At 64.4% G+C, this 16,548-nt stretch carries 18 protein-coding genes; 13 read left to right on the forward strand and 5 right to left on the reverse strand.

What is annotated here, in order from left to right; translation table 11 throughout:
• Positions 1-35 precede the first annotated feature (35 nt).
• The 11 genes from ACZ92H_RS20360 to ACZ92H_RS20410 all read left to right on the forward strand — a co-directional run bounded on the left by ACZ92H_RS20360 (position 36) and on the right by ACZ92H_RS20410 (position 10,221).
• A complete protein-coding gene (locus ACZ92H_RS20360; RefSeq protein ID WP_465050818.1) occupies positions 36-1,241 on the forward strand; it encodes a type II secretion system F family protein in 1,206 nt (401 codons plus the stop codon).
• Positions 1,238-2,944, forward strand: a complete 1,707-nt coding sequence (locus ACZ92H_RS20365) for a GspE/PulE family protein (protein ID WP_465050819.1) — start codon at positions 1,238-1,240, stop codon at positions 2,942-2,944. Before ACZ92H_RS20360 ends, ACZ92H_RS20365 begins: the two co-directional genes overlap by 4 nt.
• Positions 2,937-3,773, forward strand: coding sequence for a hypothetical protein (locus ACZ92H_RS20370; RefSeq protein WP_465050820.1), 837 nt, complete (start codon positions 2,937-2,939; stop codon positions 3,771-3,773). Before ACZ92H_RS20365 ends, ACZ92H_RS20370 begins: the two co-directional genes overlap by 8 nt.
• Before the next feature lie 473 nt (positions 3,774-4,246).
• Positions 4,247-4,795 carry a hypothetical protein gene (locus ACZ92H_RS20375; protein ID WP_465050821.1) on the forward strand — a complete coding sequence of 183 codons (549 nt, stop codon included), beginning with the start codon at positions 4,247-4,249 and terminating at the stop codon, positions 4,793-4,795.
• Complete coding sequence (locus ACZ92H_RS20380; RefSeq protein ID WP_131373771.1) at positions 4,792-5,391, forward strand: hypothetical protein; 600 nt, start codon at positions 4,792-4,794, stop codon at positions 5,389-5,391. Before ACZ92H_RS20375 ends, ACZ92H_RS20380 begins: the two co-directional genes overlap by 4 nt.
• Positions 5,388-5,909, forward strand: a complete 522-nt coding sequence (locus ACZ92H_RS20385) for a hypothetical protein (protein ID WP_131373770.1) — start codon at positions 5,388-5,390, stop codon at positions 5,907-5,909. The genes ACZ92H_RS20380 and ACZ92H_RS20385 overlap by 4 nt, the downstream gene beginning before the upstream one ends.
• Entirely contained in the window at positions 5,909-7,942 is a 2,034-nt protein-coding gene (locus ACZ92H_RS20390) for a secretin GspD/PilQ domain-containing protein (RefSeq protein WP_465050849.1), read from the forward strand. The genes ACZ92H_RS20385 and ACZ92H_RS20390 overlap by 1 nt, the downstream gene beginning before the upstream one ends.
• Positions 7,939-8,430, forward strand: a complete 492-nt coding sequence (locus ACZ92H_RS20395; protein WP_465050822.1) for a type II secretion system protein — start codon at positions 7,939-7,941, stop codon at positions 8,428-8,430. The genes ACZ92H_RS20390 and ACZ92H_RS20395 overlap by 4 nt, the downstream gene beginning before the upstream one ends.
• A 3-nt stretch (positions 8,431-8,433) precedes the next feature.
• Positions 8,434-8,826, forward strand: coding sequence for a type II secretion system protein (locus ACZ92H_RS20400; RefSeq protein WP_131373767.1), 393 nt, complete (start codon positions 8,434-8,436; stop codon positions 8,824-8,826).
• Between the two features lie 5 nt (positions 8,827-8,831).
• Complete coding sequence (locus ACZ92H_RS20405; protein WP_465050823.1) at positions 8,832-9,497, forward strand: type II secretion system protein; 666 nt, start codon at positions 8,832-8,834, stop codon at positions 9,495-9,497.
• Between the two features lie 226 nt (positions 9,498-9,723).
• Positions 9,724-10,221, forward strand: a complete 498-nt coding sequence (locus ACZ92H_RS20410) for an FxDxF family PEP-CTERM protein (protein WP_131373765.1) — start codon at positions 9,724-9,726, stop codon at positions 10,219-10,221.
• A gap of 549 nt (positions 10,222-10,770) precedes the next feature.
• Here the strand turns inward: ACZ92H_RS20410 and murJ are convergent.
• Positions 10,771-12,318, reverse strand: coding sequence for a murein biosynthesis integral membrane protein MurJ (gene murJ / locus ACZ92H_RS20415; protein WP_465050824.1), 1,548 nt, complete (start codon positions 12,316-12,318; stop codon positions 10,771-10,773).
• A gap of 297 nt (positions 12,319-12,615) precedes the next feature.
• On the opposite strand from murJ, the gene rpsT reads away from it, so the two are divergent.
• Entirely contained in the window at positions 12,616-12,882 is a 267-nt protein-coding gene (rpsT, locus tag ACZ92H_RS20420) for a 30S ribosomal protein S20 (protein WP_010395935.1), read from the forward strand.
• Between the two features lie 152 nt (positions 12,883-13,034).
• Here the strand turns inward: rpsT and ACZ92H_RS20425 are convergent, their stop codons facing one another.
• The 3 genes from ACZ92H_RS20425 to ACZ92H_RS20435 form a co-directional block, all read right to left on the reverse strand.
• On the reverse strand, positions 13,035-13,478 hold the full coding sequence (locus ACZ92H_RS20425; RefSeq protein WP_465050850.1) for a DUF192 domain-containing protein: 444 nt from the start codon (positions 13,476-13,478) through the stop codon (positions 13,035-13,037).
• 178 nt (positions 13,479-13,656) lie between these two features.
• Entirely contained in the window at positions 13,657-13,983 is a 327-nt protein-coding gene (locus tag ACZ92H_RS20430; protein ID WP_465050825.1) for a hypothetical protein, read from the reverse strand.
• Positions 13,984-14,093: 110 nt separating this feature from the next.
• On the reverse strand, positions 14,094-14,657 hold the full coding sequence (locus ACZ92H_RS20435) for a pseudouridine synthase (protein ID WP_131373762.1): 564 nt from the start codon (positions 14,655-14,657) through the stop codon (positions 14,094-14,096).
• 327 nt (positions 14,658-14,984) lie between these two features.
• Here ACZ92H_RS20435 and icd point away from each other — a divergent pair, with 327 nt between their 5' ends.
• Entirely contained in the window at positions 14,985-16,238 is a 1,254-nt protein-coding gene (gene icd, locus ACZ92H_RS20440) for an NADP-dependent isocitrate dehydrogenase (protein ID WP_465050826.1), read from the forward strand.
• An 89-nt stretch (positions 16,239-16,327) separates the two neighbouring features.
• Here icd and cspE read toward each other — a convergent pair whose 3' ends face one another.
• On the reverse strand, positions 16,328-16,531 hold the full coding sequence (gene cspE / locus ACZ92H_RS20445; protein ID WP_010395943.1) for a transcription antiterminator/RNA stability regulator CspE: 204 nt from the start codon (positions 16,529-16,531) through the stop codon (positions 16,328-16,330).
• Positions 16,532-16,548 lie beyond the last annotated feature (17 nt).

Here is a 16,548-nt window from a genome sequence, read left to right on the forward strand (position 1 = left end):
CGCCAGCGTCACTTTTTCTCTACGGATACGCCATCATGCAGTTTGAAGTGCGCGCGCTTTCCACCGACCAGGCGGTGTCGACCCTGTCGACCTGCGTGATCGATGGCCGCGACGAAGCCGATGCGCGCCGCCAGGCCGAGGCGCGCGGCCTGTTCGTCAGCGCCATCCGTCCCGTGCGCGCCACGCCGTTCAGCGCCGCCGGGCGCCAGCGTGCGCGGGCCCTGCCGCTGCTGCTGTTCAGCCAGGAATTGCTGGCCCTGCTGAACGCCGGCCTGGGCATCGTCGAGGCGCTCGAAGCCCTGCTGGAAAAGGAAGGCGCGCCGGCCACGCGCAGCGTGCTCACGCGCCTGCTGGAAGGCTTGCGGGAAGGCAAACGCTTCTCCGCCGTGCTGGCAGAGCAGTCCGAACTGTTCCCGCCGCTGTACATCGGCATCGTCAAGGCGGCCGAAGGCACCAGCGACCTGCCGCGCGCGCTGTCGCGCTACATCGACTACCAGCAGCGCATCGATATCGTGCGCAGCAAGATCGTCAGCGCCGCCATCTATCCCGCCATCCTGCTGGCCGTGGGCGGCGGCGTCAGCGCTTTCCTGATCAGCTACGTGGTGCCCCGTTTCGCCGAGGTGTATCAGGGCGCGGGCCGCAACCTGCCATGGATGTCGCAAGTCATGCTCAGCTGGGGCCAGTTCGTCACCGAGCATGGCGTGCTGCTGCTGGCCGGCGTGGGCATCGCCGGCAGCGTCGTGGTCACGGCCGTGCGGCGCGTGCTGCGCAACGGCGGCGTGGCGCGCCTGCTGGCCAAATTGCCCGGCATCGGCGAGCGCGTGCGCATCTATGAATTGTCGCGCCTGTACCTGACCCTGGGCATGCTGTCCGAAGGGGGCATCACCATCGTGCAGGCCATTTCCACCGTGCAGGCGATGGTTTCACCGCGCATGCAGGCATCCCTGCAGCAGGCGCGTGGCGCCGTGGAGGCGGGCCAGCCCCTGTCGTCCGCGTTCGAGCAGCACCAGCTGACGACGCCGATTTCCCTGCGCATGCTGCGCGTGGGTGAGCGCACGGGCGACATGGGCCCCATGCTGACGCAGTCGGCGGCCTTTTATGACGGTGAAATCAGCCGCTGGATCGACCGTTTCACGCGCACCTTCGAACCCCTGCTCATGGCCGCCATCGGCCTGGTGGTGGGCGCCATCGTGATCCTGCTGTACATGCCCATCTTTGACCTGGCCGGCGACATTTCATGAACCAGATTTCCTCCCTGCCGGCGGCCGCGATCGACCCTGCGCTGATACAGCGCGCCCGCGTCCTGAGCCAGCAATCGAAGCGCAGCCTGGTCGAGGAATTGCAGCAGCTGAGCGGCGTCGATGCGCGCCAGGTGGTGCGCGAGCTGGCGCTGCCCTTCGGCCTGGACATGCTGGAAACGGCGGACATGCTGGCCATGGCGCCGGCGTTCGACCTGCTGCCGCTGTCGCAGGCGCTGGCGCGCCACAGCGTGCTGCTGCGCGCCGCCGACGGCCAGCTGCTGGGCGTGATCGCCGACCCGTTCGATCTCGACCTGCAAACCTGGCTGGCCGCCCGCGCCGGGCAGGGCGCGCTGGGCGTGCGCCTGGCGCTGCTGGCCGACATCGACGCCTATCTGTCGAAGCAGGAAGAGTCGGTGCGCGCCGTCGACAGCCTGCTGCCGGGCGCCGCCAGCGAGAACGGGCAAGCTCGGCGCGACGGCAAGACGGCCGCCGTGCTGTCGTTTGCCAGCGTCTCGGAAGCGGCCAGTCCCGCCGTCAAGCTGGTCAACTCGACCCTGTACGACGCGCTGAAGGCAGGAGCCTCGGACATCCACCTGGAAAGCACGGCCGGCGGCCTGGCCGTCAAGTACCGCGTCGATGGCGTGCTCGATCATGCCACCTCGGTCGACGGCATCGAAGTGGCGGAGCACATCATCTCGCGCCTGAAAGTGCTGGCCGAACTCGATATCGCCGAGCGCCGCGTGCCGCAGGACGGCAGCTTCCGCGTCGAGGCGGGCGGGCGCGACATCGACCTGCGCGTCTCCATCATGCCCAGCATCCATGGCGAGGATGCCGTCATCCGTATTCTCGACAAGCGCGCCATGATCGAAGCGTATGGCGCCCTGACGCTGGAAGCGCTGGGTTTTGACGCACCCTCGCTGGTGGCCTTGCGCACGCTGGCGCAGGAAGCGTATGGCATGCTGCTGGTGACGGGGCCGACCGGCTCGGGCAAGACCACCACCCTGTACGCGGCGCTGACGGAAATCCACAACGGACGCGAAAAGATCATCACCATCGAAGACCCCGTCGAATACCAGCTGCCCGGCATCCTGCAAATTCCCGTCAATGAAAAGAAGGGACTGACGTTTGCCAAGGGCTTGCGCTCCATCCTGCGCCACGACCCCGATAAAATCATGGTGGGCGAGATCCGCGACCGGGAGACGGCGGAAATCGCCGTGCAGTCGGCCCTCACGGGCCACCTGGTGCTGACCACCGTGCATGCGAACAATGTGTTCGACGTGTTCGGCCGCTTCACGCACATGGGCATCGATCCGTATGCGTTTGTCTCGGCCCTGAACGGCATCTGGGCGCAGCGCCTGATCCGCACGAACTGCCCCCATTGCGCCACGGAGTACACGCCGGACGACAGCGAACTGGCCAGCGTGGGATTGACGCGCGCCGAAGTAGCGGACTACCAGTTCAAGCAGGGCGCCGGCTGCGGCGACTGCCGCGGCACGGGCTACAAGGGCCGCCGCTCGATCGCCGAAATTCTCGTGCTGACCGATGAAATCCGCGAGCTGATCGTCGACAAGAAGCCGATCCGCCAGATTAAGGCGGCGGCGCACGCGAACGGCACGCGCAGCCTGCGCCTGGCGGCGCTGGAACTGGTGAAGCGGGGCGCCACCACCATCACGGAAATCAAGAGGGTCACCCTGCATGCGTAGAGGCTTGGGAAAATTGCGCGTGGGGCAGGGGCTGCGCCTGGGCGTGGCATCGGGCAGCGTGAGCCTGTGGCGCACCAGCCGCTGGCGCGCGCCCGCCTGGACCTTGCTGGCCGAACTGGCATATGTGCCGCAGAACGGCTTGCATGGCGATTTTGCGGCGATGGGACGAGCCCTTGAACAGCTGCTGCCCGAGGGCGAATACGCGGGCTGGCCGTTGTCCGTGGTGCTCGACGATGCGCTGGCGCGCCTGTGGCAGGTGGACCTGCCGCAGGGCGCCACGCGCCTGGCCGATATCGAGGCGGCCGCCGCGCTGCGTTTCCAGTCGCTGTATGGTGACGCGCCCGGATTGTGGCAAAGCGGCGCTGCTTGGACGCCGCGCACGCCCTTCTTTTGCGCCGTGCCGCGCGCGCTGCTGGCGCAGATCAGCCGCGTGGCGGCGCAGCGCAAGCTGGCGCTGATGTTCATCACGCCGCAATTTGCGCGCCACTGGAACCGCTGGCATGGCGCACTGCAGGCCGCGGCCTGGCTGGGACAAGCGCACGACGGCATGCTGACCCTGGGCGTGGTGCAGGACGGCGCCTTGCGTGCCGTGCGCGCGCTGGCCGTGCCGCCTGGCGCCGGCCCGGACTGGCTGGAGCAGACGCTGGCCCGCGAGGCATTGCTGCAAGGCGTGCCTGCGCCCGCCGCGCTGCAGTTGTGCGGCATGGCGCCTGCCCCCTGGCTGGCGCCGCGTCCTGCCGCGAAAGTGACTTGTTCGGCATTGCTGCCGGCGGCCGATGGCGCCTTGTCGCCCGCCGCGCTGCTGGCACACAGCGGGGGCATGGCATGACGCGCCCCGACATCGATTTCGCGCAACCCGGATGCGACGGAGGCCGGCAATGGCGCGTTTCGGCATCGATTTCGCGCACCCCGGATGCGGCGGAGGCCGGCCATGACGCGTTTCGACATCAATTTCGCGCAACCCGGATGCGGCGGAGGCCGGCCATGACGCGTTTCGGCATCGATTTCGCGCAACCCGGATGCGGCGGAGGCCGGCCATGACGCGTTTCGACATCGATTTCGCGCAACCAGGATGCGGCGGAGGCCGGCCATGACGCGTCTCGACATCGATTTCGCGCAACCCGGATGCGGCGGAGGCCAGCCGTGACGCGCCTCGACATCGATTTCGCGCAACCCGGATGCGGCGGAGGCCGGCCGTGACGCGTCTCGACATCGATTTCGCGCAACCCGGATGCGGCGGAGGCCGGCCATGACGCGTTTCGGCATCGATTTCGCGCAACCCGGATGCGGCGGAGGCCAGCCGTGACGCGTCTCGACATCGATTTCGCGCCGCCTGGCTGGCGGCGCAGCCTGTACCGCGTGCCGGCCTGGGTGTGGGTCTGTGGCGCGGCCGGCCTGGCATTGTGCGCGGCGGCCGCGTACGGCGGCAGCGCCGCGCTGCAGCGCCAGCACGTGCGCGAGGAGCAGCTGCTGCGCGCTCAGGAGCGCGTGGCGGCACTGGCGCAAGGGCCGGCGCCGGTGGCCGTCACGCCGATCGCGCCGGCACAGGCGGCGGCCGTGAACGCGGCCATCCAGCAATTGAATCTGCCGTGGCGCGACTTGCAGGATGCGCTGGCCAGCGCCACGCCGCCCGACATCGCGCTGCTGGCGCTGGAACCGGATGCGCGCAAGCGCGTGCTGAAGATCACGGCGGAAACGAAGAGCAGCGACGCCATGGTCGCCTACATCGCGCAGCTCAAGCAGCAGGAGCTGTTCGCTGGCCGCGCGCGGCTGCTGCGCCATGAAATCAATGAACTCGATCCGAACCGGCCATTGCGCTTTCAGGTCGAAGCCAGCTGGGGAGCGCCATGACAGCCATCGACATGAGCGCGCTGCGCCTGCAGGCGCAATTGCTGCTGCGCCGGGCCGGCGCGCCCGCCTGCATCGCCGTGGCGCTATGCGTGCTGGGCGTGGCCGGCGGCGTGTGGGCCTGGCAGCAGCGCGCCGTGGCGGCGCGGATGGAGGCGCGGCCCTTGCCCGCCCCGCCGGTGGGCGTGGTGGCCGTGGCGCCGGCGGCGACGGCAAACGACAACCTGGCCCGCTTCTATGCCACCCTGGGGCCGCAGCGCCACGCGGAACAGCAGGTCAAGCAGCTGTTCGACCTGGCGGCGAAGCATGGCCTGGTGCTGGCGCAGGGCGAATACAAAAGCAGCTACGACAAGGCCAGCCGCGTCGCCGCCTACCAGGTGACGTTGCCGCTGAAGGGCAGTTACGCGGCCGTGTGGCAGTTCGCGCTGCAGGCGCTGCGCGCCATGCCGTTCGCGTCGCTCGATGAACTGAGCTTTCGCCGCGAGCAGATCGCCGACACGCAGATCGAGGCGCGCTTGCGCCTGACGTTTTATTTGTCCGATGGATTGTCGGATGCATTGACCGACGCGCCTCCAGGCAGCGGGGGAGACGCGCCATGACGCCGCGGCATATCCTGATGCTGGCCGGCGTGCTGGGCGCGGGCGCCTTGCTGCTGTTTGGCGAGCGCCAGCCCGTGGCCGAGGTGGCCGAGGCGGTGGAGCGGGCCGTGGCGCCCGCGCGCGCGCGCGATGCCAGGCCGCAGGCGGCGCAGCCGGCCATCCTGGCGCTGCTGCCGCGCGGCGAGGTGGCGGGCGAGGATGGCGACACCTTTGGCGGCGCCGACGGCGTCTTCCAGAGCCAGAACTGGACCCCGCCCCCGCCGAAGACGGTGGCCGTGGCCGCCCCCCCTCCGCCGCCGCCGATGGCGCCGCCCCTGCCGTTCGTCTACCTGGGCAAGGCGGCCGCCGACGGCGCCTGGGAAGTATTCCTGTCGCGCGCCGACAAGACGTATATCGTGCGCGCCAATACCGTCATCGATGGCGCCTACAAGGTCGTGGCGATCGCGCCGCCTGTCATGACGCTTACTTATCTGCCGTTGAACCAGGTTCAGCAGCTCAACATTGGAGTACTCGAGTGATGTCCCGTTCCTTTTCATCGGCGCTGCTGCTGGTCCTGCTGGCCGGCTGCGCCGGGCAGCAGGCCTACCGCGACGGGCGCGAGCTGATCGCGCAAGACCAGGTGCCGGCCGGCCTGCAAAAACTCCAGGAAGCGCTGCAGCAGGACCCCGGCAATGCGCAGTATCGCAGCGCCTATCTGCAGGCGCGCGAGCGGGCCACCGGCGCCCGCTTGCAGCAGGCCGAGCGCCAGGCGCAGGCCGGGCAGGGCGAGCTGGCCCGCGCGTCCTTCCTCAGCGTGCTGGAAATCGATGCGCAGAACGAGCGCGCCAACAGCGGCTTGCGCGCGCTCGAGCGCGAACAGCGCCAGGGCAAGCTGCTGGCCGAAGCGCGGAACGACGTCGAGGCCAAGCGCTATGACCCGGCGCGCCAGCGCCTGAACGCCATCCTCACCGAGCAGCCCAGCCACGCCGGCGCGCGCGCGCTGCTGCGCGACGTCGACGAGAAAACCGCGCCGCCCGTGGTGGAGTCGGGCCTGGCCAAGTCGTACAAGCAGCCGATCACCATCGAGTTCCGCGACGCGCCGCTAAAGCAGGTGTTCGAGCTGATTGCGCGCCGCTCGGGCCTCAATTTCGTCTTTGACAAGGACGTCAAGGCGGATGCGAAAACGTCGATCTTCCTGAAAAACAGCACGGTGGAATCGGCCGTCTACTTCCTGCTGGTGACGAACCAGCTGGAACAGCAGGTGATGGATGCGAACACCATCCTGATCTATCCGAACGTGGCGGCGAAATTGAAGGAGTACCAGGAGGTCCTGGTGAAAACCTTCTTCCTGGCGAACGCGGACGCCAAGCAGGTGGCCAACACGCTCAAGACCATCCTGAAGACGCGCGACGTGGTGGCCGATGAAAAGCTCAACCTGGTCATCGTGCGCGACACGCCCGAGGCGATTCGCCTGGCCGAGCGCCTGATCGCGCTGCAGGACGTGCCGGAAGCGGAGGTGGTGCTGGAACTGGAAATCCTCGAAGTCAAGCGCAGCCGCCTGCTGGAGCTGGGCGTGGCCTGGCCGACGAGCCTGACCCTCACGCCGCTCTCCACCTCGGGCGGCGCGGGTCTGACGATCAATGACTTGAATAACCTGAACCAGCGCACCATCGGCGTGAGTGACCTGTCCGTCACGGCGAACGCCAAGAAGACGGATGGCGATGCGAATATCCTGGCCAATCCGCGCATCCGCGTGCGCAACCGCGAAAAGGCGAAATTCGTCATCGGCGACAAGGTGCCCGTGATTACCACCACCATTTCGCCTGGCACGGGCGGCTTCGCCTCCGAGTCGATCAGCTACCTGGACGTGGGCCTGACGGTCAATGCCGAACCGACCATTTATCTGAACAACGAAGTGGGCATCCGCATTTCGCTCGAGGTCAGCAACCTGGGCGCGGCCACCATCACCAAGAGCGGCTCGACCCTGTACCAGATCGGCACGCGCCAGGCGTCGACCATGCTGCAATTGAAGGATGGCGAAAACCAGGTGCTGGCTGGCCTGATCAACAATGAAGAGCGCAGCGCCGGCAACAAGGTGCCGGGCCTGGGCGACATTCCCGTGCTGGGCCGCCTGTTCGGCAGCAGCAAGGATGACAGCCAGAAGACGGAAATCGTGCTGTCGATCACGCCGCACCTGGTGCGCACGGTGCAGCGTCCGGAAGCGAAGGAATCGGAATTCTCGGCCGGTACGGAAGGCAGTTTCCGCCGCCGTCCCGACATGGCGGCCAAGGCCCCCACGCAGATGCCGGGCACGGTGATCGTGCGTTCCGGTCCGTCCGCCGTCGGCATGCAGCCGGCGCCGCCGCAGCCGATGATGACGCCGGGGCAGCTGCCCGCGCCGCTGCAGCCGCAGCCGCAAACGGTGCCTGCGCCGGAAGTGTCGCCCTCGCCATCGCCCGACGCGGCGTCGCCCCTGCCGATATCGTCCGGCCAGCCGGTGCCGCTGCAAGCGGCGCCGTTGCCGCTGTCGTCAAGCCAGCCCGTGCCGGTGGCGCAGCCGCCCGCCAAATGAGACTGGCGCATGCACAGCGGGGGCGGGGCGGCTTCACCCTGATCGAGCTGCTGGTGACGCTGGCCATCCTCGGCGTGCTGGGCACCCTGGTGGTGCCCGTGACGCAGGTGGCCATGCAGCGGCGCCAGGAGCAGGATTTGCGCCGCGCGCTGCGCGATATCCGCCAGGGCATCGACGCGTACAAGCGCGCCGGCGACGAGGGGCGCATCGTGCGCTCGCCCGACGCCAGCGGCTACCCGAAAAGCCTGGACCTGCTGGTGGCCGGCGTGGCGGAGCAGCGCAATCCCAAGCGCAGCAAGATATTCTTCCTGCGCCGCGTGCCGCGCGACCCGTTCAATGCGGATGCCAGCCTGACGGATGCCCAGACCTGGGGCAAGCGCAGCTACGCCAGCGAGGCGGACGAGCCGCGCGAGGGAGACGATGTGTACGATGTGTATTCAACGTCCGGCAAGACGGGCTTGAATGACGTGCCTTACCGCAAATGGTGAACCATGCCTGCCCATGACCGCAGCGCCCGCGTGCGCGGCTTTACCCTGATCGAACTGCTGGTGGTGCTGGGCATCGTGGCTTTGCTGCTGACCCTGGCCGTGCCCCGCTATTTCCCCAGCCTCGACAAGGCCAAGGAAACCGTACTGATGGACAACTTGCGCAATCTGCGCATGACCATCGACCAGTACCACGGCGATACGGGCCGTTACCCGGAGTCGCTGGAGCAGCTGGTGGAGAAGAAATACCTGCGCGCCATGCCCATCGATCCCATCACGGATAGCGATGCCAGCTGGGTCATCGTGCCGCCGCCCGACGATACGCCGGGGCAGGTGTATGACGTGAAGAGCGGCGCGCCGGGCAAGGACCGCAGCGGCGTGCCATTCGCCGACTGGTAGCGGCAATGCATGCTACTGCACGCCGCCAGCGCGGCTTCACCTATCTTGGGCTGATCATCCTGGTGGCCATCCTGGGCCTGGTGGGCGCGGCCGGCCTGAAGATGGGTTCGCTGCTGCAGCGCCAGGCTGCCGAGCAGGAGCTGCTCGATATTGGTGCGCAATTTTCCGACGCCCTCTATAGCTACGCCGCCGCCACGCCGGCGGGGCAGCCGCAACAGCCGCCGAATCTGGCCGCCTTGCTGCGCGATCCCCGTTTCCCCCAGGTGCGCCGGCATTTGCGCAAGCTGTTCGTCGATCCCATCACGGGGCGCGCCGAGTGGGGTCTGGTGTACCAGCCCGGCAGCAATGGCATCATTGGCGTGTACAGCCTGTCGAAGGCGGCGCCATTAAAAGTCGGGAACTTCGAGGCGCGCTTCACGGGTTTTGAAGGCAAGGCGCATTTTTCGGAGTGGCACTTCATGCTCGACGCGCAGGCACAAGCCGCGCAAGGGGCCGCCGCGTCCACCGTGCCGGCAGGGGAAGTGCCAGCCGACGCGCCTGTCGTGCAGGCGCCATCGTTGTTTTCCAGGCCTGTTGCTCCACCGCAAGAAGAGCCGCCGCCAGAGCCCGTTGAACAGCCTGAACCGCCAAATCCTGCCGAAAACGTGGCCGAGCCTGCGGTTTTGCCATAAAAACGGGCAAAAAACTGATCAATGCCTGAGTAACTATTTTCGGTGGGAAAGTAGCAGCGCTAGGCAAATATTTCGCATTGAAAATAGTTATCCCAAACGAAACTTCGATAAAATATTTATAAGTAATTTGATGCATTTATGCTACCATCCTCATCAGTACTTCCGGTACTAAAACTATTGGTGGCATGCGCATTGCAGCCATAAATTACTTTTTGAGGGATAAACTATGAAATTGAAATTTATCGCTGCAGGCATTCTGGCAGCAGCATCGTTCAGCGCGTCGGCAGCAACCTACGACTTGGGCATCCTGGACCCAACCGGTTCCGATACCCTGTCGGCCATTACGACGAAGTTTGCCGCGAATTCCGCGGTAGATGATTTCTGGACCTTCACGCTGATCACTCCATCGTCGGCCTCGTTTGGCGCACTGCAAACGTTCTCCGTCGTCGAAGGCGCCATCAAGGATTTCTCGGCAACCTTGCTGGGCTACGGCAACCTGACGAACACCAGCTCGGCTGGCATCCAGAGCCTGAGCTGGGATGGCCAGTTGAACGCCGGCTCGTACACCGTGCACGTCACGGGCCTGACGGGTCTGAAAAATGCAGCCTACCTGGGTTCCGTCTCGGCACTGCCAGTGCCAGAGCCAGAAACCTACGGCATGCTGCTGGGCGGCCTGGCGCTGGTTGGCGCCGTGGCCCGCCGCCGCGCCAAGAAAGCTGTTTAAGCTTTCCGCGTCATGTAAAAAAAACCCGCCTCGGCGGGTTTTTTTTCGTCTGACTCATCCGGGCAAGGCAAGGCCCTGATAAGTCAGGATGCCAGTACGGCGAGACGCTGTGTCATAGACAGCATGCGCAGGGCCAGGCGCCAAATCGAGGACGCTACGTCAGCACGGCAAGCCGCTGGCGTCATCGGCGGCGCCTTATACAGCATGGGCAGGGCCAGGCGCCAAGTCGAAGATAGTACGCGAGTACGGCAAGACGCTGGCGTCATCCGCGGCGCCATAGACAACATGCGCAAGGCCAGGCGCCAAGTCGAAGACAGTACGCGAGTAAGGCGGGACGCTGGGCAAGCCGCTGGCGTCATCGGCGGCGCCTTACACAGCATGGGCAGGGCCAGGCGCCAAGTCGAAGACAGTACGCGAGTACGGCAAGACGCTGGGCAAGCCGCTGGCGTCATCGCCAGCGCCATAGACAACATGCGCAGGGCTAGGCGCCAAGTCGAAGACAGTACGCGAGTACGGCGAGACGCAGGCAACAACGCCCTGCGCATGTTGTCAGGCGCTGCGCTTGAAGTCGCGGAAGCGGAAGCCACCAATGAACAGCGTGGCAAAGTACGCCGCGCCGCACAGGGCCACCACCAGCGCCAGGGCGCCGGCCCGCAGCAGCGGATGGGCTTGCATGGCGATCCAGTCGATGCGCGTGGCGCCCAGGATGGCCACGCCGCCCATCACGACGAGTGCCGGCAGCAGGCGCAGGAAGAACTTGGCCCAGCCCGGTTTCGGCTGGTAGATGCCGCGCTTGCGCAAGCCCCAGTACAGGAAGCTGGCGTTCAGGCAGGCGCCCAGGCCGATCGACAGGGCCAGGCCGGCCACGGCGATATACGGCACGAACAGCAAATTCATCAATTGGGTGGCGATCAGCACGCCGATGGCGATCTTCACGGGCGTGCGGATGTCCTGGCGCGCATAGAACGCGGGCGCCAGGGTTTTCACGAGGATGATGCCGATCAGGCCCAGGCTGTAGGCCACCAGCGGCTGCGTCGACATGGTTACGGACTCGGCCGTGAACTTGCCATAGTGGAAGAGGGTGGCGATCAGCGGCGTGGCCAGCGTCGCCATGCCGACGGCGGCGGGCAGGGCTAGCAGGAAAGTCAGGCGCAAGCCCCAGTCCAGCAGGGCCGAGTATTCCGTCTTGTCGCCATCCACGTTCGCCTTCGACAGGCTGGGCAGCAAGATGGTGCCCAGGGCCACGCCCAGCATGGCCGTCGGGAATTCCATCAGGCGGTCCGCATACGACAGCCAGGAAATGCTGCCTTCAGCCAGGCGCGAGGCGATGCTGGTATTGATCATCAGGCTGATCTGCGCTGCCGAGACGGCGAACACGGCCGGCCCCATTTTCTTCAGCACGCGGCGCACGCCGCCGTCTGACAGGCCGATGGCGGGATTGATCGACAGGCGCGGCAGCATGCCGATCCTGATCAGCGCGGGAATCTGCATGGCCACTTGCAGCAGGCCGCCGGCGAACACGGCGATCGCCATGGCATAGATCGGCTGTTTCAAGTGGGGCGCCAGGAACAGCGAGGCGGCGATGAACGACAGGTTCAGCAAGACGGGGGTGAAGGCGGGAATCTTGAATTCGCGCCAGGTGTTCAAGATGCCGCCGGCCAGGGCCACGAAGGACATGCAACTAATATAAGGGAACATCAGGCGCGTCATCCACACGGCCGCATCGAATGCGCCCGGGTCCTTGTTCAGGCCGGTGGCGATCACATACACGAACCACGGCGCGCCGACGATGCCGATGGCCGACACGAGCAGGGTGGCCCAGACCAGGGTGGTGGCCACGTGGTCGGCCAGCTGCTTGCTGGCTTCCTGGCCATGCTGGTTCTTGTATTCCGACAAGATCGGCACGAAGGCTTGCGAGAATGCCCCCTCGGCAAACAGGCGGCGCAACAGGTTGGGGATGCGGAAGGCAACAATGAAGGCGTCCGTGTAGGCGCCGGCGCCGAAAGCGCGGGCGAACAGGCTTTCACGCAATAAACCGGTTACACGGGACAGCATGGTCATGCTGGAAATGGCGGCGAGGGTTTTAAGCAAGTTCATGGGGGCAGATTATAGCCGGGCGCGGTGCCGGGAAACGGTTAAAATATGGTAACAATTGCTGCCGATTCCCCCTTGCCAGCCCCATTTTCACGTGTTTTTGGCGTGACACACGGTTTTTTGATTTGCCCCCGCTTGAAAATATCGCTATAATCGAAGGCTGTACAGAATTCTGTTACGCAGACACTAATGTTTGACAGGCACTGGTTTGGCACACATGGTTCGGCAGACGCACAGAACGCACCGGTTGGCAAACACTAATGTTTGCAAACGCACTTTGACCCTGTTTTAGGAAATTCCATGGCAAATACCGCACAAGCGCGCAAACGCGCTCGTCAAGCAGTTAAGCAAAACGCACACAATTCGTCCCAACGTTCGACCTTGCGCACGGCTATCAAAGCTGCTCGCAAAGCGATCCAGGGCGGCGACAAGGCAGCTGCTGCTGCAATCTTCCAAGCATCCGTGTCGACCATCGACCGTATCGCTGACAAGAAGATCATCCACAAAAACAAGGCAGCTCGCCATAAGAGCCGTCTGGCAGCTGCTTTGAAAGCACTGTCCGCTTAATATTCGCCAGCAGGCAAGCCGCCAAGGCGGTCTTGTCTGTGCCGGTACGCTGGCACTGGTTGAAAAGCAAAAACCCGCAGATTCATTCTGGCGGGTTTTTTCGCGTGCGCGCACGCTTTTCATGGCCGCGCGCGGCCACGCGACATGTTTGCCTAGCGGGCCGCCGGCAAATTGCCGATATTCATGCCCGGCTTGATATTGCGCTGCTTGAACCAGCCCAGGTGCATTTCCAGCGCATAGCGCACGGGCACGGTTTTGCTCGAGCAATGGCTGTCGAGGGTGTGCGGCTGCATGTCCTCGATATTGACGATCTTGCCGCTGGCATCGATAAAGGCCACGGACAGGGGCAGCGGCGTATTCTTCATCCACATGCATTGCGTGGCCGGCGCGCCGAAAACAAACAGCATGCCCGCATTCACCGGCATTTTTTCGCGGTACATCAAGCCTTGCTCGCGCTGCTCTTCCGTGGCAGCCACTTCCGCCTGGATCAGGTGCATGCCCGCCGACAATTGCAGATTTTTGCCGGGCTGCGCCTGGGCTTGCGCCTGGCTCATGCCGGTGCAGGTCAGCACGGCGACGGACGTGCCGAGATACATACCGAGATTGCTGAGGAGATTTTTCATGGGGCTGGGCAATGGCAATCGAAGCGGCGATTAAGCCATGCTGGTGCGCGCCAGGTCAAGCACGCCGCCCGGCGGCAGGGAAAGCGTGGGGTGGCAGCAACAAGCACGCCGCCGTCACCCACGCAATAAGAAGCTTGCTTCGCTTGCTTGCCTACTTCGCCGGTTTGGCTTCGTCGGCGGCTGGCTGTTTCGCCTTGCGTGCCTGAGGAATCAGGCGCTGCGGCGCATCGGTGGCGGCGGAGGCCTTGGTCGAGGCGGCTGAACGCGCGGCATCCGTCGCGGCGGAGGCCGCGCTCGTCGCCGAGGCTGGAGGTGCCGGCTTGCTGGCGTCAGTGGCGGCCGATGCATGGCTGGCAGCCGATGCCGGGGATGGCTTGCTCGCGTCCGTCGCTGCCGAAGCGTGCACTTGTGCGCCCGATTGTGCGAACGCGGCGCCGGCCAGCAGGGTTGCCGCCATGGCCAGGATTGCTTTTGTCATCATCGTTCCTTTTTACTAAGTGAAGGTGGAATGATTTTAATGCATTATCTAAAAATAAATAATGCTTATTGGCAAAAGCCGGCATGCATGGCTGTTTTTTTTTGCGATATTTACGCCTTGCCGATGCCGTCGACGGGCACTTCGCACCATTCGCCGGGCAGCAAGGGGTGGCTGGCCAGCGAAAACGGGCCGATGGCGCTGCGCACCAGGCGCAAGGTGGGCAGGCCGACGGCCGCCGTCATGCGCCGTACCTGCCGGTTTTTTCCTTCCTTCAGGGTGATCGCCAGCCATGACGTGGGCTTGTCCGCGCGCGCGCGGATGGGCGGATGGCGGGGCCACAGCCAGTCCGGCTCGGCGATGCGCACGGCCTTGCACGGTTTCGTGATGAAGTCGCCCAGGTCCAGCGGCGCTTGCAGGCGCGCCAGGCTGGCCGCATCGGGCACGCCATCGACTTGCACCAGGTAGGTTTTCGCTTCCTTGCGGTCCGGGTGGCTGATCTCGTGCTGCAGGCGGCCGTCGTCCGTCAGCAGCAGCAAGCCTTCGCTGTCGGCGTCGAGCCGGCCGGCCGGGTAGATGCCTGGAATGGTCAAATGGTCGGCCAGGGTGGCGCGGCCTTCCTGCGGCGAAAACTGGCACAGGACCTGGAATGGTTTATTGAAGAGAATGAGTGGCATGCGGATGACGTGTTAGTGAGGCAAGCAATAAATGGCGAATGGCGAATGGCGGCTGGGCGGCGCCGCAAAAGCGTGGCGCCTAGTAGGATACTGGTGCATAATATGAAATGTTTTGTCTTATATCTTATAGAAGACTGCAGCGACATGGCGATCCGCTTCCTTGATGCGGCGGCCGGCATGGCGATACGCATGGCCCGGGTGTGCTTTCCCTGCTAAAGTGCGTTGTTGCCGCCATGTCCGCACTTGTTTTTTGTAAACTCTGCAACCGCAGAGCGCGCTGCCGGCCCGTGTCGCCTGCCTGCGGTGTGTCCCACTTCGGAGATCACGATGTATCAACATATCACTGTACCTGCTGACGGCCAAAAAATCACCGTCAACGCCGATTTTTCGCTGAATGTACCAGATAATCCAGTCATTCCCTTCATCGAAGGCGATGGCACGGGCATCGATATCAGTCCGGTCATGATCAAGGTGATCGACGCCGCCGTGGCCAAGGCCTATGGCGGCGCGCGCAAGATCAGCTGGATGGAAATCTATGCGGGCGAGAAATCGACGACAGTGTACGGTCCCGATGTGTGGCTGCCGGAAGAAACGCTGGACGTGCTGAAAGACTACGTCGTCTCCATCAAGGGGCCGCTGACCACGCCCGTCGGCGGCGGTATCCGTTCGCTCAACGTGGCGCTGCGCCAGCAGCTGGACCTGTATGTCTGCCTGCGCCCCGTGCGCTACTTCACGGGCGTGCCGTCGCCCGTGAAAGAGCCGGAAAAGACGGACATGGTGATCTTCCGCGAGAACTCGGAAGACATCTATGCCGGCATCGAATACCAGCAGGGTTCCGAGGGCGCGAAAAAACTCATCGATTTCCTCGTCAAGGAAATGGGCGTGTCGAAGATCCGCTTCCCGAACACCTCCGGCATCGGCATCAAGCCCGTGTCCATCGAAAGCACGGAACGCCTGGTGCGCAAGGCCATCCAGTATGCGATCGACAATGACAAGCCGTCCGTGACGATCGTGCATAAAGGTAACATCATGAAGTACACGGAAGGCGGCTTCCGCGACTGGGCGTATGCGCTGGCGCAAAAGGAATTCGGCGCCGAGCTGATCGATGGCGGCCCCTGGTGCAAGTTCAAGAACCCGAAGACGGGCCGCGATATCCTCATCAAGGACTCCATTGCTGACGCGTTCCTGCAACAGATCCTGCTGCGTCCGGCCGAATACAGCGTCATCGCCACCCTGAACCTGAACGGCGACTATATTTCCGACGCGCTGGCGGCGCAAGTGGGCGGCATCGGCATCGCGCCCGGCGCCAACCTGTCCGATTCCGTCGCCATGTTTGAAGCCACGCACGGCACGGCGCCGAAATACGCGGGCAAGGATTACGTGAACCCCGGTTCGCTGATCCTGTCGGCGGAAATGATGCTGCGCCACATGGGCTGGCTGGAAGCGGCCGACCTGGTGATTTCCGCCATGCAGAAATCCATCGCCTCGAAGCGCGTCACCTACGACTTCGCGCGCCTGATGGAGGGCGCCACGCAAGTGTCGTGCTCGGGCTTCGGCGAAGTGATGATCGAGCACATGTAGCAGCAAGTCTGCAGGGCGCCGCGCGCCCTGCGGGCGAAAAAAAACCCCGTTTGACAACGGGGTTTTTCACATCTGAGGGCCGGCGATGCTTAGGCTGCTTGGATGTTGGAAGCTTGCTTGCCTTTAGGGCCTTGCGTGACTTCGAATTGAACTTTTTGACCTTCTTTGAGGGTCTTGAAACCGTTCATGTTGATTGCGGAGAAGTGAGCAAACAAATCTTCGCCGCCGTCATCTGGGGTGATGAAGCCAAAACCTTTGGAATCATTGAACCACTTAACTGTACCTGTTGCCATAAAAAGAACTTTCAAAA

It is taken from the genome of Janthinobacterium foliorum, assembly GCF_978021625.1.